The 20156-nt window shown below is 67.0% G+C and carries 7 protein-coding genes, 3 rRNA genes and 2 pseudogenes; 9 read left to right on the plus strand and 3 right to left on the minus strand.

The genetic code is table 11. The features are described from left to right. Positions 1–9: 9 nt before the first annotated feature. A complete protein-coding gene (locus SACE_RS07910; protein WP_029622058.1) occupies positions 10–1791 on the minus strand; it encodes an NAD+ synthase in 1782 nt (593 codons plus the stop codon). 105 nt (positions 1792–1896) lie between these two features. Between SACE_RS07910 and SACE_RS07915 the strand changes: the two genes are divergently transcribed. From SACE_RS07915 to rrf, 7 genes are all read left to right on the plus strand, one after another. After that, positions 1897–3480 (plus strand): alpha/beta hydrolase, encoded by a 1584-nt coding sequence (locus tag SACE_RS07915; protein WP_009950158.1) that lies wholly within the window; start codon positions 1897–1899, stop codon positions 3478–3480. A gap of 109 nt (positions 3481–3589) precedes the next feature. Then, positions 3590–5200, plus strand: coding sequence for an SLC13 family permease (locus tag SACE_RS07920; RefSeq protein ID WP_009950157.1), 1611 nt, complete (start codon positions 3590–3592; stop codon positions 5198–5200). 61 nt (positions 5201–5261) lie between these two features. Continuing rightward, positions 5262–6605: a type I glutamate--ammonia ligase gene (glnA, locus tag SACE_RS07925; protein WP_009950156.1), complete on the plus strand. Its 1344-nt coding sequence runs from the start codon at positions 5262–5264 to the stop codon at positions 6603–6605. A gap of 82 nt (positions 6606–6687) precedes the next feature. Then, the gene (locus SACE_RS07930; RefSeq protein ID WP_009950155.1) at positions 6688–10386 is read left to right on the plus strand and encodes an FkbM family methyltransferase; all 3699 of its coding nucleotides are present in this window, start codon (positions 6688–6690) and stop codon (positions 10384–10386) included. Positions 10387–11020: 634 nt separating this feature from the next. Next, positions 11021–12543 (plus strand): 16S ribosomal RNA (locus SACE_RS07935). A 237-nt stretch (positions 12544–12780) separates the two neighbouring features. Continuing rightward, a 23S ribosomal RNA gene (locus SACE_RS07940) occupies positions 12781–15855 on the plus strand. Positions 15856–15982: 127 nt separating this feature from the next. Next, a 5S ribosomal RNA gene (gene rrf, locus SACE_RS07945) occupies positions 15983–16099 on the plus strand. Together the 16S, 23S and 5S rRNA genes form the textbook arrangement of a ribosomal RNA operon. A gap of 188 nt (positions 16100–16287) precedes the next feature. On the opposite strand, the pseudogene SACE_RS07950 reads toward rrf, so the two are convergent. Beyond that, positions 16288–16710, minus strand: a pseudogene (locus SACE_RS07950) (transposase); the annotation flags it as partial. 56 nt (positions 16711–16766) lie between these two features. On the opposite strand from SACE_RS07950, the gene SACE_RS07955 reads away from it, so the two are divergent. Next, positions 16767–18146, plus strand: coding sequence for an IS256-like element ISSer2 family transposase (locus SACE_RS07955; RefSeq protein ID WP_011873411.1), 1380 nt, complete (start codon positions 16767–16769; stop codon positions 18144–18146). A gap of 40 nt (positions 18147–18186) precedes the next feature. Here SACE_RS07955 and SACE_RS07960 read toward each other — a convergent pair. Next, positions 18187–19053: pseudogene (locus tag SACE_RS07960) on the minus strand (transposase); the annotation flags it as partial. Between the two features lie 314 nt (positions 19054–19367). Here SACE_RS07960 and SACE_RS07965 point away from each other — a divergent pair. Continuing rightward, positions 19368–20120 (plus strand): type 1 glutamine amidotransferase, encoded by a 753-nt coding sequence (locus SACE_RS07965; protein WP_011873413.1) that lies wholly within the window; start codon positions 19368–19370, stop codon positions 20118–20120. Positions 20121–20156: the final 36 nt, after the last annotated feature.

Here is a 20156-nt window from a genome sequence, read left to right on the forward strand (position 1 = left end):
GGCGGACCGCTACGGACGTACTTCGCGCCAGCGGTTGGTCACCGGCAGCCGCCGGTCCCGGCCGAAGGCCTTGAGGGTGATCTTGGTGCCCGGCGGGTACTGCCTGCGCTTGTACTCGGCGCGGTCCACCAGCTGGATGATCCGCTCGACCAGCGCGGCGTCGAAGCCCTCGCCGACCAGGTCGGCGTAGCCGCGGTCGCCCTCGACGTAGCCGTCGAGCACCACGTCGAGGATCTCGTACGGCGGCAGCGAGTCGGTGTCGACCTGGTCCGGGCGCAGCTCCGCCGACGGGGGCTTGCTGATCGAGTTCTCCGGGATCGGCGGCACCTCGCCGCGCTTCTCGGCCTCGGCGTTGCGCCACTGGGCCAGCTTCCACACCAGCGTCTTGGGCACGTCCTTGATCGGCGCGAACCCGCCGACCGCGTCGCCGTAGATCGTCGAGTAGCCGACGGCCAGCTCGGTCTTGTTGCCGGGCGCCAGCACCAGGTGCCCGTGCTGGTTGGACAGCGCCATCAGCGTGACGCCCCGGCAGCGTGCCTGGACGTTCTCCTCGGCCAGTCCGCTCAGCTCCAGCCGGCTCACGAACACGTCCACCATGTCGCCGATCGGCTGCACGTCGAAGTGGCAGCCGAGCCTGCGGGCCAGGTCGGCGGCGTCGGAGCGGGAGTGCTCGGAGGAGTAGTGCGACGGCATCGAGACCCCGTACAGCGAGTCCGCGCCGATCGCGTCGGCGCACAGCGCCGCGCACACCGCCGAGTCGATGCCGCCGGAGAAGCCGAACGTCACCGAACGGAACCCGTTCTTCTGCACGTAGTCGCGCAGCCCGGTGACCAGCGCGGCCCACACCTCGGCCTCGTCGGACAGCGGCTCGGGCAGCGGCTGGGCGGGCAGCGGCTCGTAGCCCGGCAGCGGGTCGGCCTGCAGCACCGTGCGGGTGATGTCGAAGGCGGGCCGGAGGAACCGGGAGGCGGGCACGAACTGCATCCCGCCCTCGGCGGGCACCTCCGGCTCGGGGACCGTCGTCGCGGTGTGGCCGCCCGCGGTCAGGTCCATGTCCAGGACCAGGAGGTGCTCGGTGAACTGCGGCGCCCGCGCCAGCACCTGCCCGTCGGTGCCGACCACCATCGAGTCGCCGTCGAAGACCAGCTCGTCCTGCCCGCCGACCATGTTGACGTAGGCCATCGGCGCCCCGGCCTCGGCGGCCCGCCCGGCCACCAGCGGCGTGCGCTGGTCGTCCTTGGCGCGCTCGTAGGGCGAGCTGTTGATGCAGACAACCAGGTCCACGCCGACCTCGCCGAGCGCCGAGACCGGCCCGCCGTTCTGCCAGATGTCCTCGCAGATGACCACGCCCACGTCGAGCCCGTGCAGCCGCACGATCGGCAGGTCGAAACCGGGCGCGAAGTAGCGGGCCTCGTCGAAGACGCCGTAGTTGGGCAGGTGGTGCTTGTCGTAGGTCGCCACCACCCGGCCGTCGTAGAGCAGCGACGCGGAGTTGCGGACGCCCTCGTCGTCGCGGTCGAGGTGGCCGACCACGACCAGGGCGTCGCCGCAACCGGCCTGCTGGAGGCGCTGCGCCAGCGACTCCACCTCGGCGCGGTTGGCCGCGGCGAAGGACTTGCGCAGCGCGAGGTCCTCGACCGGGTAGCCCGCCAGTACCGTCTCCGGGAACGCCACCAGGTGGGCGCCCTGCTGGACGGCTTCGCGGGTCCAGTCCAGGACCATCGAGCTGTTGCCGGCGATGTCGCCGACGCTGGCGTTGACCTGTGCGAGAGCGATGCGCAACTGCGGCATGACCCCATCTTCGCGCACGTCGACGGGCTCGGTGCCGCCGCCCGTGCGCATGTCGTAGCGCCGCCCGTGTTCATGCCGCGGCGTCCGGCATGTAACGATCCACTGGTGACACGCCTACTGACCGTGATCGGGGCACTCGTCTTGCTGGGCGGAGTCGTCGCGTGCAGTCCGACGCAACCCGACTCGGCACCGTTGCAGCCGCACACCGAACGCAAGGGGCCGGTCGGTCCGGTCCCGCCCGGGTTGGAGCGCTACTACGGCCAGACCCTCTCGTGGGGGCCCTGCGCCGACTACGCCCGGACCAGCAGCGACCGTGCGACCTACCAGGACAGCACCATCGAGTGCGCCCGGCTCGAAGTGCCGATGGACTACGCCGCCCCGCAGGGCGCCACGATCACCCTCGGACTGCTGCGCAAACCCGCGAGCGACCCGTCGCAGCGCATCGGCTCGCTGGTCATGAATCCGGGCGGGCCGGGCGCGTCCGGCATGAGCACCGCGGCGTCGCTGGCGTCGTCGATCACGGGCACCGAGCTCGGGCAGCGCTTCGACCTGGTCGGCTTCGACCCGCGCGGCATCGGCGCGTCCGAGCCGGTGGTGCGCTGCCTGACCGGCCAGGAGCGCGACGCCGAGCGGCTTGACTCCGACGCCGACACCTCGGCGGCGGGCACCGCCGAGAGCGAGCGGGAGTCCCAGGTCTACGCCTCGCGGTGCGGCGAGCGCACCGGGAACCAGATGCTGGCCAACGTCGGCACACGCGACGTCGTCAAGGACATGGACGTGCTGCGCTCGGCCCTCGGCGACGAGAAGCTGACCTACCTCGGCTACTCCTACGGCACCCGGATCGGCTCGGAGTACGCCGAGGATTTCCCGCGCAACGTCCGCGCGATGGTGCTCGACGGCGCCATCGACCCGACGCAGAACGCCACCGAGTCGCTGGTCGCCCAAGGCGCGGGTTTCCAGAAGGCGTTCAACGACTTCGCCGCGTGGTGCGCGCAGCAGCAGAACTGCGCGGTGGGGGCCGACCCGGCGAAGGCGGTCAAGTCCTACCAGGACCTGACCAGGCCGCTGGTGGACGATCCCCTCGCGGCCGGCCCCGGCCGCGAGCTCTCCTACTCCGACGCCACGATGGCCACGATCCAGGCCCTCTACACGTCGTCGCTGTGGGAGCAGCTCAACACCGCTCTGGTCGAGCTGCGGCAGGGACGCGGCAACGTGCTCATGGCGCTGGCCGACAACTACTACGGCCGCAACCCCGACGGGACCTACGCCAGCACCATGGACGCCTTCGACGCGGTGCACTGCGTCGACGACGAGCGCACCACCGACCAGGCCGCCACTGCGGAAGCGGACCGGCGCTACCGCGAGGCGGCCCCGTTCCTCGACGACGGCCGCGGGGCAAGCGGGGCCCGCGACGTCTGCTCGTTCTGGCCGGTGCCGGTCACCGGCGAGTCGGCGCAGCCGCAGGTCGACGGCCTGCCGCGGACGCTGGTCATCTCCACCACCGGCGACCCGGCCACGCCGTACCAGGCCGGGGTGGAGCTGGCCTCGGCGCTGCACGCGGGCCTGCTGACCTACGAGGGCACCCAGCACACGGTGTTCCTGCAGGGCGTTTCCTGCGTCGACGACGCGACGACCCGCTACCTGGTCGACCTCCAGCTCCCCGCTGAAGGAACCCGCTGCACGAAGTGAGCGCGTACGACGACGCCGGACGGCTCCCGAACGGGACCGTCCGGCGTCGGTGCAACGGCACCCCGAAGCACCTAGTGATGTGAATCACAAACGACTATTCTCGGTTGGCATGGGCAACTCCGACGAGACGGGCCGCCCCCGCGCCGAGCAGAGCGTGACCTCCGTGCTCCTGTCCGGCGGCACTTACCGCGGACTCGGCGAGCAGGTGCTGTCCCCGGCGGAGGAACGCTTCGAACGCGCTCGCCGCACGGTCGGGTTCGTCCTGGCGCCGCTGGTCACGATCGTCTTCCTGCTCCTGCCGACCGGCCTGGACGTGCCGCAGCACCGGCTCGCCGCCGTGCTGCTCGGCGTCGTCGTGCTGTGGGTGTGCGAGCCGGTGCCGATCCCGGTGGGCGGGCTGATCGGCGTGGCCGCGATCGTGATGCTCGGCGTGATGCCGCCCGACGACGTGCTCGCGCCCTTCGGCTCGTCGACGGTCTTCACCTTCATCGGCGCGTTCATCCTCGCCCAGGCGATGCTGCGGCACGGTCTGGCGCGGCGGTTCGCCTTCGCGCTGCTGTCGCTGCCCGGCGTGGGACGCAGCGCCGCGCGGGTCATCGTGGCGTTCGGCGTCATCACGTGCCTGCTGTCGTCGGTGGTCTCGAACACCGCGACCGTCGCGATGCTGCTGCCCACCGCCGTCGGCATCCTCGCCGTGATCGCCGAGCTGGTCCGGCGCGAGACTCCCGAGGGCGCGCCGTTCGACCCGCTGCGGTTGCGCGTCGGCGTCGCGCTGATGCTGATGCTCGCCTACGGCGCCAGCGTCGGCGGGCTGCTGACCCCGATCGGCTCGCCGCCGAACCTCATCGGCCGGGCCCTGATCGAGGAGACCACCGGGCAGCGGATCTCGTTCCTGCAGTGGATGGTGATGGCCATCCCGGTGTGCCTGGCCATGTTCCTCGTGCTGGCCGTGCTGCTCCTGCTGCTCAACCGCCCGGAGATCAAGAAGCTCTCCGGGGTCGAGGAGTACGTGGCGGGGGAGCGGGTCAAGCTCGGCAGGCTGTCCCGGGCGGAGAAGAACACCCTGGTCGCTTTCACGATCACGGTCGCGCTGTGGGTGACCCCCGGCATCGTCGCTCTGGTCGCGGGCAACGACTCCGCGGCCTACGACGCCGTCAGCGAACGCCTCGACGAGGGCATCGTCGCCGTGCTCGGTGCTGCGCTGCTGTTCGTGCTGCCGACCGACTGGCCCAAGCGCCGGTTCACCCTCACCTGGACCGAAGCCAGCCGGATCGACTGGGGAACGGTGCTGCTGTTCGGCACCGGCATCATCTTCGGCTCCATGCTGGCCGAGACCCGCCTCGCCCAGACGATCGGCATCGGTGTCGCAGGGACCCTCGGGCTCGTCAGCGCGGTGGGCATCACGTTGTTCGCGATCGCGCTGGCCGTGCTGGTCTCGGAGACCACGTCCAACACCGCGTCGGCCTCGGTCGTCGTGCCGATCATCATCCCGATCGCGGCCGCGGCCGGGATCAGCCCGTTCGTGCCCGCCCTCGCGGCGACCTTCGCCGCGTCGTTCGGCTTCATGCTGCCGGTGTCGACCCCGCAGAACGCCATCGTCTACGGCTCCGGAGCGGTCCCCATCACGCGGATGATCCGCTCCGGCATCGTCTTCGACATCGCGGGCGCGGTGCTCATAGCGCTGTTGCTGCCGCTCATGGTCGCCGCCGTCGGCTTCTGAAGCCGGGCGTCCCGGACCGCGTGGTTCGGTCCGCGCCGACCGCAGCATTTAGGCTGCGGGCATGAACCGCCAGCAGGAGTTCGTGCTCCGCACCCTGGAGGAACGTGACATCCGCTTCGTGCGGCTGTGGTTCACCGACGTCCTGGGCATCCTCAAGTCGGTGGCGATCTCGCCCGCCGAGCTCGAGGGCGCCTTCGCCGAGGGCATCGGGTTCGACGGCTCGGCGATCGAGGGTTTCTCCCGGATCTACGAATCGGACATGGTCGCCAAGCCCGACCCGGCCACCTTCCAGGTGCTGCCGTGGGAGACGCCCGACGGCGAGCACTACTCGGCCCGCATGTTCTGCGACATCGCGATGCCCGACGGCTCCCCGTGCTGGGCCGACCCCCGGCACGTGCTGCGCCGCACGCTGTCGAAGGCCACCGAGGCCGGCTTCACCTGCTACGTGCACCCGGAGATCGAGTTCTTCCTGCTCAAGGACCTGCCGACGGACGGCACCGAGCCGACCGCGGCCGACTCCGGCGGCTACTTCGACCAGGCCAGCCACGACGCGGCCCCGCACTTCCGGCGCAACGCCATCGAGACGCTGGAGGCGATGGGCATCTCGGTGGAGTTCAGCCACCACGAGGGCGCCCCCGGCCAGCAGGAGATCGACCTGCGCTACGCCGACGCGCTGACCATGGCCGACAACGTGATGACGTTCCGCTACGTCGTCAAGGAGGTCGCGCTGACCCAGGGCGTGCGGGCGTCGTTCATGCCGAAGCCCTTCAGCGCGCAGCCCGGCTCGGGCATGCACACCCACTTCAGCCTCTTCGAGGGCGACCGCAACGCCTTCTACCACCCCGAGGACCCCTTCGAGCTGTCCGAGATCGGGCGCGCGTTCGTGGCGGGGATCCTCAAGCACGCCCGCGAGATCAGCGCCGTCACCAACCAGTGGGTCAACTCCTACAAGCGGCTGGTCGTCGGCGGTGAGGCCCCGACGGCGGTGTGCTGGGGGCACGCCAACCGCTCCGCGCTGGTGCGGGTCCCGATGTACTCGCCGGGCAAGTCGTCGTCGCGGCGGGTGGAGGTGCGCAGCCTCGACTCGGCCTGCAACCCCTACCTCGCCTACGCGACGATCCTCGCCGCCGGCCTGCAGGGCGTGCAGAAGGGCTACGAGCTGGCCCCGGCCACCGAGGACGACGTGTGGTCGCTGACCGACAGCGAGCGCAAGGCCGCCGGGTACGCGAACCTGCCGCAGAACCTCAACGAGGCGCTGGACGAGATGGAGTCGTCGGACCTGGTCGCCGAGACCCTCGGCGAGCACGTCTTCGACTTCTTCCTGCGCAACAAGCGAAACGAGTGGGACGCCTACCGCAGCCACGTCACGCCCTACGAGCTGCGCACCCTCATGCCGATGCTGTAGGCGTCCGGGCACTGGCCAGGGCGGATGTGACGCATGGGGCCTGCGGGTACCTGCAGGGCCGCCGGGGCGATAGGTTCGGCGCGTGACTGATTCGCAGGCGCACCCCGATCCCGTCGCCTCCGGCGGCCGCAGCCCCGAGTCCTCCCTTCAGTCCGGCGTGCTGGAGCAGCAGGCCGAGACCTTCGCCGAGCCGGAATGGCCCTCGGAGGTCCCCGAGGAGGACGACCTGGCGTCCGGGACGCTGGTCGCCTGCACGGTCGCCTGCCACGGTCAGCTCCCGGCCGCCCGCGTGCTGCGGGACTCCTTCCTGCGGCGCCACCCCGGCTCGGAGTTCGTGCTGCTGCTGGTGGACCACCCCGGTACCGACGAGCGGGACGTGGTGTCCCCGGCCGACATCGGTGTCCGGGCCGCCGACTTCGCCAGGCTGGCGGTCGCCTGCACCGCCGAGCAGCTGCGCGCCGTGCTGCGTCCCCGGCTGCTGGCGCACCTGCTCGAGTCCGGCTCGACGGTGCTGTACTTCGAGCCGACCGTGCAGGTCTTCGGCGCCTTCGACGACCTGCTGGAGCCCCTGACCCGGGACCGTCCGGTCGCGCTGGTGCCCAGGGTGCTGCGCCCGTTGCACCTCGACGGGCTGCGCCCGAGCCCCGCCGACCTCGCCGGCTCCGGGACGTTCGACCCGAGCGTGTTCGCCGTCCGCCCCGGCGCGGAGGGCCTGCTGGCCACCTGGGCCGACCAGGTGCAGGCCGACCCCTCGGCCTCCGGCTCGTTCCTCGACAGCGCGCCCGCGCTGGTGGACCACAAGGTCGTGCGCGATCCGGGCGTCGGCCTGTCGGTCTGGAACGCCGCCCAGCGCGAGCTGACCGCCACCGACGACGGCCTGCACAAGGTGGACGGGCACGAGCTGCGCAGCGTGCACTTCGACGGTTTCCAGCCGCAGCGGCCGTGGCTGCTCTCGGCCGACTACGCCGACCGCCCGCGCGTGCTGCTCTCGGAGAACCCGGTGCTGGCCGGGCTGTGCGCGGGATACCGCAACGCCCTGGTCGCGGCCGGCTACACCCGGGAGCAACCGCACCCGTTCGACGCCCTGCCCGACGGAATCGTCCTGCCGCAGGCGCTGCGCGAGGAGTACCGGGCCGCGTGGGTGCGCGGCGAGGAGCCGCCCAGCCCGTTCCAGCCCGGTGAAGCGGACCCGCCGACCGCCTTCCTCGACTGGGCCTACGCCCCGGCCGACGACGACCAGGAGGCGGCCGGGGCCTCCCGCTGGACCACGGCGGTCTGGAAGAGCGACCCGGTGTTGCGGCGTGACTACCCCGACCCCTTCGGCGCCGACGCCGAAGCGTTCCGCGAGTGGTGCGTCGGCGTCGGCGTGGCCAGCGGCCGGGTGCCCGCGGCGGCGGTGCACCGGCGGACCGACCGTGGCCGTGCCGCGCTGGTCGACCAGCTCGGCGTCGCGGTCCTGGGCTCCGGCAGGCTCGCCGAGCTGGTGCGCGCCGCGGTCGCCACCTCGGGCCTGCCCTCCGCCGACACCCCGTACTACCCGGTCGTGCTGCGCTGCGAGCCGGGCATCCCGGTCCCGTCGGGCCGCCACGTCATCGACGTCCGGCCCGACGCGACCTCGGAGCTGCCCGACGAGGTCGCCGAGGTCTGGGTGCCGTCGGAGACCGCCCGCGCCGACGCGCGCCGCAACGGCGGGCGCACGGCCCGGGTGATCGCGCTGCCGCTGCCCGACCCCGGCCGGGTCGGACTGCCCGGTCGCAAGGGCGCCCGCGCCCGCCACGGGCTCTCCGACGAGTTCGTCATCGGTGCGTTCGCCGACCACTCCGAGGAACGCCAGGACAACGTGCTCGGCCTGGTCAGCGCCTTCCTCGCGGCGTTCCCCGAGCAGGAGGACGTCCGCCTGCTGATCGGCGTGGACTCGGCGAGCAGGCACCCGGAGTCGGCCGAACGCCTGCGCCTGGCCACCGCCGGCGACCCGCGGGTGATGCTCGTCGAGGAGGACCTGGACCGAGGCGCGCTCCTTGCCGCCTCCGACTGCGTGGCGTCGCTGCACCGCGCCGAGAGCGGTGACCGGCACGCGCTGCGCCTGCTCGAGGTCGCCGCGCACGGCGTACCGGTCATCGCGGGCGACCATGGCGCGGTCGCCGAACTGCTCGGCCAGGAAGGCGCCAGGCTCGTCCCGTGCCAGGGCGCGGGGGAGCCCGACGTCGACGCCGCAGCGGAGGTGCTGCGCGAGGCGGCCGCAGCCCCGGAAGAGATCGCCGAATTCGGGCTGCGCGCCCGCGAGCACCTGCTGGAACGGCACAACGCCACCCACGCGGGGGAGCGCCTGCGCGACCGCGTGGAGCACGCGTACCGCAACTGGCGCACCAAGTGGGCGCAGGACCGGCATGGCCAGTTCGACGACCCGCTGCGCCCGCTGCTCGTCGCGCGCCACGCGCTGCACCGCGCACCGGACGTCGGGGTCGGCAGCCGCAACTCGATGGCGCCCGCCCTGCGCAAGGCGGTGCTCAAGGTGCTGAGCCACTACGACGAGCACATCCGCGACGTCATGCGCTCGCTCGTCGACGGCGTCGAGCAGACCGCGGCAGAGCTTTTGCGCCGCCAGTACGACGCCGACGGCGACCTCGACATCGACTCGCTGCGCTCCGAGCTCACCCGCATCAACCAGCGCCAGGACCAGCTCGACGCCCAGCTCATGGGGACCGACGACGGCATGGTCCGCGCCCGGGCCGACCTGGCCGACCAGCACCGGCGGCTGCGCGGGCTGGAGGAGAACCAGGGCAGCGGTGAGTCCAGCGACGTCCTCGCCCAGCGCATCGACAGCCTGACCAGCGCCGTCGAGCGGACCCTCGACCGCATCGACGCCCTCGAGCGCAAGCACGCCGACTCGGCCGCCTCGGCGGCGGTCAAGACCGCCTCCCACGACGCCGCGCACGCGCTGCAACGCACCGACGTGCTGGAGCGCATCCTGCTGCGCGAGCACGAGCGCAACACCGGCGGAGGCGACGGCACCACCGCACCTGTGCTGTGCGACGCCGGCCTGCTGCGGCTGCCCGCCGACGACAGCCTGATGCTGCCGTGGCTGTCCTCGCACGCCACCTGGGACGCCGACACCTCGGCACTGATCGACTCGCTGCTCGAACCGGACGGGATCTTCGTCGACGTCGGCGCCTACGTCGGCTACCAGTCCGTGCGCGTGCTCAGCAGGCTGGGCAACAGCGGCGCGGTCGTCGCGGTCGAGCCGTGCCGGCGCAGCCAGGAGCTGCTCAGGCACAACATCGAGGTCAACGTGCCGTCGGCGTGGGGCAACCGGCTCGTTGTCGTGGACGGCGCGGCCTGGGACGGAGCGTGCGAGCTCGCGTCCGAACCGGCGCTGGCGGGCGGCATGTCCATCCGGCCGGTCGACGAGGCCGAGCAGCCGGCCGAGAAGGTCCGCGGCGTCCGCCTCGACAAGGAGCTGGAGAACCACGCGCAGCTGAGCGACATGCGGCTTTCCGTCGTCCACGTCGACGTCGGCGGCAGCGTGCACCGCGCGCTCGGCGGTCTCGTGCGGCTGCTGCGCCGCGACCGGCCGTCGATCGTGTGCTCGTTCACACCGGCGGCGATCGGACGACTGGGTGACGACCCGGCGGCGGCGCTGCGGGAGTTCGGGACCTGGGGCTACGAGCTGGTCCCGGTCGGCCGCACGCAGCCGGTTCCGGCCGCTGAGCTGCTGGAAGCCATCGAGGCGGCGGCCTCGACGAGCACCGTGAAGCTCTGGCTGCGCCCCAAGGGCCGCTGAGCCCGGTCGGTCGGTGGTCCGCCGGCGGAAGTGGTGTCAATGGGCTGACCAGGCGATTTGACATTCACGGAGAGTGTGCGTAACTTTCTCTTCGCCGCACGACAGCCGGACGGAACAGGACGCAGGAGCCTGGCGGGGACGGTGGCCGTGGGAGCGCCCGAGAGGCCTGGTAGGCTGAACGGAGCGCACACCACCTTGGGGCGCGCGGGGCTTGACCCCGCGAAGCGAACCAGGTAAAGTATTGCGGTCACCAGGATAGGGACAACCAGCCTGGTGCGTTCACAACTCAATGCAGTAGCTCGAAGGTTTAGGCCGGGTTTGAGCGGGGAACGCGGAAGTGACCCCCCTGAAAACGGCGAAAATCGGGTCTGCTAGAGTGGTGGACACAAGCGAGAGGAAATGCTCCCCGGAGCTTCGCGGCCTGAAATTGGGGTCGGGGTGATGGTGTGGGTGTGTTCTTTGAGAACTCAACAGCGTGCCGATGATTTAGGTTAGTGTAGATTTTATGCCCCTGAATCTCGTGGATGACCGGCGTTTTGTCTGGTTGTTTGTGGGGTTTGGTGGTTTCTTTGAGTATGGCGCTCCGACCCTGTGGGGTTGTTTGAGTGTCTGCTGGGATTGTTTTCGACAGTCATTGTTGGAGAGTTTGATCCTGGCTCAGGACGAACGCTGGCGGCGTGCTTAACACATGCAAGTCGAACGCTGAAGCATCTTCGGGTGTGGATGAGTGGCGAACGGGTGAGTAACACGTGGGTAATCTGCCCTGCACTCTGGGATAAGCCCGGGAAACTGGGTCTAATACCGGATAGGACACATGGCCGCATGGTCTGTGTGTGGAAAGTTCCGGCGGTGCAGGATGAGCCCGCGGCCTATCAGCTTGTTGGTGGGGTGATGGCCTACCAAGGCGACGACGGGTAGCCGGCCTGAGAGGGTGACCGGCCACACTGGGACTGAGACACGGCCCAGACTCCTACGGGAGGCAGCAGTGGGGAATCTTGCGCAATGGGCGAAAGCCTGACGCAGCAACGCCGCGTGGGGGATGACGGCCTTCGGGTTGTAAACCTCTTTCGACATCGACGAAGCCTTCGGGTGACGGTAGGTGTAGAAGAAGCACCGGCTAACTACGTGCCAGCAGCCGCGGTAATACGTAGGGTGCGAGCGTTGTCCGGATTTATTGGGCGTAAAGAGCTCGTAGGCGGTTTGTCGCGTCGTTCGTGAAAACTGGAGGCTTAACCTTCAGCTTGCGGTCGATACGGGCAGACTTGAGTTCGGTAGGGGAGACTGGAATTCCTGGTGTAGCGGTGAAATGCGCAGATATCAGGAGGAACACCGGTGGCGAAGGCGGGTCTCTGGGCCGATACTGACGCTGAGGAGCGAAAGCGTGGGGAGCGAACAGGATTAGATACCCTGGTAGTCCACGCCGTAAACGTTGGGCGCTAGGTGTGGGGACTGTTTCCACGGTTCCTGTGCCGTAGCTAACGCATTAAGCGCCCCGCCTGGGGAGTACGGCCGCAAGGCTAAAACTCAAAGGAATTGACGGGGGCCCGCACAAGCGGCGGAGCATGTGGATTAATTCGATGCAACGCGAAGAACCTTACCTGGGTTTGACATGCACTAGACTGCCTCAGAGATGGGGTTTCCCTTGTGGTTGGTGTACAGGTGGTGCATGGCTGTCGTCAGCTCGTGTCGTGAGATGTTGGGTTAAGTCCCGCAACGAGCGCAACCCTTGTCCTGTGTTGCCAGCACGTAATGGTGGGGACTCGCGGGAGACTGCCGGGGTCAACTCGGAGGAAGGTGGGGATGACGTCAAGTCATCATGCCCCTTATGTCCAGGGCTTCACACATGCTACAATGGCCGGTACAGAGGGTTGCGATGCCGTGAGGTGGAGCGAATCCCTTAAAGCTGGTCTCAGTTCGGATCGGGGTCTGCAACTCGACCCCGTGAAGTCGGAGTCGCTAGTAATCGCAGATCAGCATTGCTGCGGTGAATACGTTCCCGGGCCTTGTACACACCGCCCGTCACGTCATGAAAGTCGGTAACACCCGAAGCCCATGGCCCAACCCTTTGGGGGGGAGTGGTCGAAGGTGGGACTGGCGATTGGGACGAAGTCGTAACAAGGTAGCCGTACCGGAAGGTGCGGCTGGATCACCTCCTTTCTAAGGAGCAGCATCACGTCCATCGACAGTTGTCTGTTGGTGGGGTGTCCATGGTGGGCAAGGCGAGTGTTCTTGCGCTGTGGGTGCTCGGAGGATTAGTGGAAACGCTGACCGTTGGTCTTGTTGTTCAAGGCTTGAAGATCGTTTGGCACGTTGTTGGGTCCTGAGGGAACACACTGTGTGTGGGCTCGTCTGGTTGTTGTTTGAGAACTGTATAGTGGATGCGAGCATCTTTGTGGCCAAGTTTGAAAGGGCACATGGTGGATGCCTTGGCACCAGGAGCCGATGAAGGACGTGGGAGGCTGCGATATGCCTCGGGGAGTTGTCAACCGAGCTGTGATCCGAGGATGTCCGAATGGGGAAACCCAGCCCGAGTGATGTCGGGTTACCAGCATCTGAATGTATAGGGTGTTGGGGGGAACGCGGGGAAGTGAAACATCTTAGTACCCGTAGGAAGAGAAAACACTGGTGATTCCGTGAGTAGTGGCGAGCGAAAGCGGAGGAGGCTAAACCGTGCATGTGGGATACCTGGCAGGGGTTGCGTGTGCGGTGTTGTGGGGCGCTGCTGGAGGAGGCTGCTGACTCTTCAGCGTGTGTGTGTTGGTTAGTTGAACAGGTTGGGATGCCTGGCCGGAGTGGGTGAGAGTCCCGTAGGCGAAAACCGATATGCCGCGTGTGGTGGTGTTCCCGAGTAGCAGCGTTTCCGTGGAGGGCGCTGTGAATCTGGCGGGACCACTCGCTAAGCCTAAATACTTCCTGGTGACCGATAGCGGATAGTACCGTGAGGGAATGGTGAAAAGTACCCCGGGAGGGGAGTGAAAGAGTTCCTGAAACCGTGTGCCTACAATCCGTCAGAGCCTTTGGGTGATGGCGTGCCTTTTGAAGAATGAGCCTGCGAGTTGCTGCTGCGTGGCGAGGTTAACCCGTGTGTGGGGTAGTCGGAGCGAAAGCGAGTCTGAAGAGGGCGTTTGAGTCGCGTGGTGCAGACCCGAAGCGGGGTGATCTACCCATGGCCAGGGTGAAGCGCGGGTAAGACCGTGTGGAGGCCCGAACCCACCAGGGTTGAAAACCTGGGGGATGAGTTGTGGGTAGGGGTGAAAGGCCAATCAAACTCCGTGATAGCTGGTTCTCCCCGAAATGCATTTAGGTGCAGCGTTGCGTGTTTCCCGGGTGGGGTAGAGCACTGGTTGGCTGATGGGCCCTATCAGGTTACTGACGTCAGCCAAACTCCGAATACGCCTTGGGTGAAGCGTGGCAGTGAGACGGCGGGGGAGAAGCTTCGTCGTCGAGAGGGAAACAGCCCAGAACACCGGCTAAGGCCCCTAAGTGTGTGCTTAGTGGGAAAGGATGTGGGATCGCTGAGACAACCAGGAGGTTGGCTTAGAAGCAGCCATCCTTGAAAGAGTGCGTAATAGCTCACTGGTCAAGTGGTCCTGCGCCGACAATGTAGCGGGGCTGAAGTACACCGCCGAAGCCGTGTCAATGCGATTGAGGTCGTGTTGGGTAGGGGAGCGTCCTGCATGCTGTGAAGTGCCGCCGTAAGGTTGGTGTGGAGTGTGTGGGAGTGAGAATGCAGGCATGAGTAGCGAGTGCAGAGTGAGAATCTCTGCCGCCGGATGACTAAGGGTTCCTGGGGCAGGTTCGTCCGCCCAGGGTGAGTCGGGGCCTAAGGCGAGGCCGACAGGCGTAGTCGATGGATAACGGGTTGATATTCCCGTACCCGTGCGCATGCGTCCATGGTGAAACGGTTGAGACTAACCATCCGCTGGCTGTGTGAGTCTTCGGACGAGCGTAGTTGGTGCATGGGACCTGATTCCGCGGTAGTCAAGTGATGGGGTGACGCAGGAGGGTAGCTCTGCCAGTGAGTGGTAGTACTGGTGTAAGCCTGTAGCCCGGTGTGTAGGTAAATCCGCGCACCATTGGGGTGAGGGGTGATGCGTAGCCGTGGTGGTGAAGTGAGTGATCCCATGCTGCCGAGAAAAGCCTCTAGCGAGTGTGTGCATGGCCCGTACCCGAAACCGACACAGGTGGTCAGGTAGAGTATACCGAGGCGGTCGGGTGAACTGTGGTTAAGGAATTCGGCAAAATGCCCCCGTAACTTCGGGAGAAGGGGGGCCACTGCTGGTGAACGCCCGTGCGGTGGGAGCTGGTGGTGGCCGCAGAGGCCAGGGAGAAGCGACTGTTTATTAAAAACACAGGTCCGTGCGAAGTCGTAAGACGATGTATACGGACTGACGCCTGCCCGGTGCTGGAACGTTAAGAGGACCCGTTAGCCTCCTTGTGGGGTGAAGCGGAGAATTTAAGCGCCAGTAAACGGCGGTGGTAACTATAACCATCCTAAGGTAGCGAAATTCCTTGTCGGGTAAGTTCCGACCTGCACGAATGGCGTAACGACTTCTCCGCTGTCTCGACCACAGGCCCGGTGAAATTGCAGTACGAGTAAAGATGCTCGTTTCGCGCGGCAGGACGGAAAGACCCCGGGACCTTTACTATAGCTTGGTATTGGTGTTTGGTTCGGCTTGTGTAGGATAGGTGGGAGACTGGGAAGCGCTCACGCTAGTGGGTGTGGAGTCGTTGTTGAAATACCACTCTGGTCGTTCTGGGCATCTCAACCTCGGGCCCTGATCGGGTTCAGGGACAGTGCCTGGTGGGTAGTTTAACTGGGGCGGTTGCCTCCTAAAGGGTAACGGAGGCGCCCAAAGGTTCCCTCAGCCTGGTTGGCAATCAGGTGTTGAGTGTAAGTGTATAAGGGAGCTTGACTGTGAGACTGACGGGTCGAGCAGGTGCGAAAGCAGGGACTAGTGATCCGGCACTGGCTGGTGGAAGCGGTGTCGCTCAACGGATAAAAGGTACCCCGGGGATAACAGGCTGATCTTGCCCAAGAGTCCATATCGACGGCATGGTTTGGCACCTCGATGTCGGCTCGTCGCATCCTGGGGCTGGAGTTGGTCCCAAGGGTTGGGCTGTTCGCCCATTAAAGCGGCACGCGAGCTGGGTTTAGAACGTCGTGAGACAGTTCGGTCCCTATCCGCCGCGCGCGTAGGAGACTTGCGGAAGGCTGTCCCTAGTACGAGAGGACCGGGACGGACGGACCTCTGGTGTGCCAGTTGTCCCGCCAGGGGCATGGCTGGTTGGCTATGTTCGGAAGGGATAACCGCTGAAAGCATCTAAGCGGGAAGCCTGTTCCTAGATGAGGTCTCCCTCCCCTTTGTGGGTTAAGGCCCCCAAGAGATGATTGGGTTGATAGGCTCGACATGGAAGTCCAGTAATGGATGGAGTGGACGGGTACTAATAGGCCGAGGACTTGTTCACAAAGATTGCTGCGCATCCACTATACGGTGTCTGAAACAACAACCAGGTTGGTTGTTGTGGCATATAATTGAATGGTTTGTGATGGACCCTTGAGGTTTCCTGCCACGGTGGTGGTGGGGTGGGGTTTGTCGGTGGCGATAGCGGTGGGGAAACGCCCGGTCCCTTTCCGAACCCGGAAGCTAAGCCTGCCAGCGCCGATGGTACTGCACTCGACAGGGTGTGGGAGAGTAGGACACCGCCGACAATCAACTGATGATGGTGGGGTCACCCGACTTCGGGTGGCCCCACCATTCTGTTTTGGGGCTTGTGGCTGTGTGGTGGGGGGGAGGATTCACCTGGAACGGGTGGATCTTCCCCCCTCTTTGTTGTGTGTGTGAGCGTGTGTGGGGGTTGCCCGGGACGGGCAGCCCCCTTTTTTTTGGCTCTGTTGATCTATGTGTGGATGCGGTCTGGTAGTTCGGGGCGGTAGCCGCCGAGAGCCAGGAGTGCGAGGAAGATGAGGGCGTGTGGGTGTTTGAATCCGAAGGCCAATCGGGTCAGTAGTCGGATCTTGGTGTTGGTCGATTCGATCAGCGCGTTGGACAGGCCGTGGTCAAGACTCGAGTGGATGGTGGCGAGCTCGAATCGGATGGTGCGCGCGAGCTTGACGAACTCGGGTATCCGGCAGCGTGTAGCCCAGGACAGCCACCGCTGCAAGGCTTCTTTGCCGGCCTGGCCGCCGACCGCGAAGACGTGTCGGAGTCCTTCTTTGAGCAGGTAGGCGCGGTAGAGGCGGGGGTCGGTCTTGGCGATCCAGGCAAGCTTGTGACGCTGGTGATCGGTGAGGTTTTCAGGGTTCTTCCACAACGCCCACCGCGGGGCGTGTCAGGTGGGTTGTGTACAAGATCCGATAGTTGATGGAGTACGCACCGATGGGCACGCGTGATTCGCAGCAGCAGGAAGGACATCCGTTCGGGACGGCCGCACAGCCCTCGTCAGCGCGGGACGCGGTCAATGAGATGATCGAGGCAGGCCTGCTCGATGGGGTGATGGACACCGTCGACCGGGGCGGGCTGGCGTTGACCGGGCAGGGCGGGTTTTTGCCCGAGCTGGTCAAAGCCGTGCTCGAGCGGGGTTTGCAGACCGAGATGGCCGATCACCTCGGGTATGACAAGGGGGATCCGGCCGGGCGGGGCAGCCCGAACTCCCGCAACGGTGCCAGCGGTAAGACGATCTCGACCGAGGTCGGCGAGGTCGATCTGGAGGTGCCCCGCGACCGGGCGGGCTCGTTCGAGCCGCGGCTGGTGCCCAAGGGGTCGCGGCGGGCCGGCGGCCTGGACGAGATCATCATCTCGCTGTACGCGGGCGGGATGACCGTCCGCGACATCCAGCACCACCTGCAGCGCACCTACGGCACCGAGCTCTCCCACGAGACGATCTCCAAGATCACCGACACGGTGCTCGAGGAGGTCACGGCCTGGCAGTCGAGGCCGCTGGAAGAGATCTACCCGATCATCTACCTGGATGCCCTGGTGGTGAAGGTGCGTGACGGCCACCAGGTCCGCAACCGCTCCGCCCACATCGCCGTCGGTGTCGATCTCGACGGCGTCAAACACGTCCTCGGGATCTGGATCCAGGCCTCCGAAGGGGCGAAGTTCTGGGCCGGGGTGTGTGCCGAGCTGCGCAACCGCGGCGTCAAAGACGTCCTGATCGTCTGCTGCGACGGCCTGCCCGGGTTGCCGGAGGCGATCGAGGCGACCTGGCCGTCCTCGACGGTGCAGACCTGCACGGTGCATCTGATCCGGGCGGCGATGCGGTTCGTCTCGTATCAGGACCGCAAGAAGGTCGCTGCGGCGTTGAAACCGATCTACACCGCGCCCACCGCCCAGGCCGCCGAGACCGCCCTGCTGGAGTTCGCCGAGTCCGACCTCGGCCGCAAGTATCCGGCCGCCGTGCGGACCTGGGAAAACGCGTGGGAACGGTTCATCCCGTTCCTGGAGTTCCCGCCCGAAGTCCGCAAGATCATCTACACCACGAACTCGATCGAGTCACTGAACTACCAACTCCGCAAGATCATCAAAAACCGCGGGCACTTCCCCTCCGACGACGCGGTGATCAAGCTGTTGTGGCTGGCCATCCGCGACATCGAAGACAAACGCGCCCGACAACGCGACAAACAACGCGGACTACCCACCCACCAGCGCAACGCCCCCGCACGCCTGGTCGAAGGCGCCACCGTCCACGGCTGGAAACAAGCCCTCGGCGCACTCGCCCTGCACTTCCCCGACCGCCTCGACCCCTACCTCAACTGACCCACCCAAAGTCCTATACACAAACCACTTGACAGGCTCCCCACCGCGCCCGTTTCATACCTTGCGCGGCCCCGGCCGACGCCCGCCGGCCGCGCCGGTCCCTGCTGCTGCCACCGGGTTGACGGCGCGCGGTGTTCCAAGCCTGACGCCGCACCGCATCCAGCGCGTCGGTGGCCCACTTGACGACGTGAAACGGGTCAGCGCAGCGGATCGCGTCCGGGCAGTACTGCTGCACGGTGCGGGCGATCCATGCGGCCGCGTCCGCGGACACATGGGTGATCTGCGCACACCGATCGGGTCCGAGCGCATCAAAGAAGGTGGCCAGCGTGGGTTTGTCGTTACCCGCCGCTGCCCACACCAGCCGGCCAGTGTCGTGATCCACCACCACGGTGAGGTAGCGATGGTTCTTCTTGTAGCTGATCTCGTCGATCCCGATCCGACGCAACCCCGCCAGCCGATCTACCTGGGCGTCGATATCGGCCCGAACCCGGCTGATGATCGAACCGACGGTCGGCCAGGCGATCCGCATCAGCTGCCGGACCGTCGTCCTCGACGTGGTGGTCGCCAGCCACGTCACGGTGTCATCGAAGGCGCGGGTGTGCCCGGCGCCATGCCGGGCCCAGGGCACCGCGGCCACCACGACACCATGCTCGTGACATCGCACCCGCGGCGCATCGGCCTCCACGAACGCCCGCACGGTTCCCAGATCCAGGGCACGCCACCGCCGCCGTCCCCGGCCAGCGTCATAGCGCGGGCACCGCCGCGAGCACACCCCGCACCGGTCACGATCCCGCCGCCGAACCCGCACCCCGACCACCACGACCTGCTCGGCCTCATCGAACCCCACCGTCTCGACCACCGCTGCGTGCACACCCAGCAGCCGACCCCATACCCTGACACCGGGCACGTCGTTCTCCGTCTATCCAGTTTCTGTTCCTCAACAGCTCAGAAACCTAGACCCAGCAACGACGTGCCCCTCTACTACCTGGGCAAACCCACCCACACATCAGTGCGGAGAGCCTTTTTTGTGTGTGCTGCACGGTGTGGGGTGGGGGTTGCCCGAGTGGCAGCCGCGTTTTTGGTTGGTGCTGGTGTGCAGGGGTGGTTGTGGGCGGGAGCCGGCGGGCCGGTCGTACGAGGGCGTGCGGTGTGCTGGTGGTGCTTCGCGGTTGGTGATGTGGCCTGGTCGGGGGTGGTGGGGGAGCGCGTAGGCTCCGGGCCATGGGTGGTGTTCGGATTCTCGTGGTGCAGCCGTCGGCGCTCGATCCGGTGGGGACGTTGGGGGACTGGCTCACCGGTGCGGGAGCGCAGCTCGAGGTGGTCGTGCCTGCCGAGCAGGGGGTGCCCGACGAACTGACCGGTTTCGATGCGCTCGTCGTTCTGGGTGGGGAGATGAGCGCCTACGACGATGCCGACCATCCGTGGCTGGCCGATGTTCGGCGGCTGCTCAGCCGGGCCGTGGCGGAGAAGCTGCCGGTGCTGGCCATCTGCCTCGGCGCCCATCTGCTGGCCGCGGCCACCGGAGGTCAGGTGCGGGCGGCGCGCAAGGGGCCGGAGGCCGGCACGCTGCTCGTCGCGAAGCGGGACGTCGCGATGGAGGATCCGCTGGTCGGTCCGCTGCCGCTGACGCCCGACGTGTTCCAGTTCCACGGTGACGAGGTGAGCCCGCTGCCGCCTTCGGCGCGGCTGCTGGCTTCGTCGCCGAAGTGCGAGAACCAGATCTTCCGGGTCGGCGACTACGCGTACGGGCTGCAGTTCCACATCGAGACCACCACCGAGGTCGTGCTCGAGTGGGAGCGCAGCATGCCCGAGATCGCCGAGGTCGTGCGGCCGGGGCAGCTGGAGCCCGACTACCTCGACGCCTTCCACGAAGACCTGGCGGAGACGTGGCGGCCGGTCGCCGAGCGCTTCGTCGAGCTGGCCGCCACCCCGCCCGCGGACCGTCCCGTGAGCAGGCACCTCCCGCTGGTGTGATCACGTCCGTGATCACGTCGTCGGGTCGCTTCGGCG

It is taken from the genome of Saccharopolyspora erythraea NRRL 2338 (assembly GCF_000062885.1).
Lineage (GTDB): Bacteria > Actinomycetota > Actinomycetes > Mycobacteriales > Pseudonocardiaceae > Saccharopolyspora_D > Saccharopolyspora_D erythraea.

Excerpts from the sequence above, each read along its gene's own strand:
- SACE_RS07965 (WP_011873413.1), top strand. The coding sequence starts at position 19,368 with ATGGGTGGTGTTCGGATTCTCGTGGTGCAGCCGTCGGCGCTCGATCCG.
- glnA (WP_009950156.1), top strand. The coding sequence starts at position 5,262 with ATGAACCGCCAGCAGGAGTTCGTGCTCCGCACCCTGGAGGAACGTGAC.
- SACE_RS07955 (WP_011873411.1), top strand. The coding sequence starts at position 16,767 with ATGGGCACGCGTGATTCGCAGCAGCAGGAAGGACATCCGTTCGGGACG.
- SACE_RS07910 (WP_029622058.1), bottom strand. The coding sequence starts at position 1,791 with ATGCCGCAGTTGCGCATCGCTCTCGCACAGGTCAACGCCAGCGTCGGC.
- SACE_RS07920 (WP_009950157.1), top strand. The coding sequence starts at position 3,590 with ATGGGCAACTCCGACGAGACGGGCCGCCCCCGCGCCGAGCAGAGCGTG.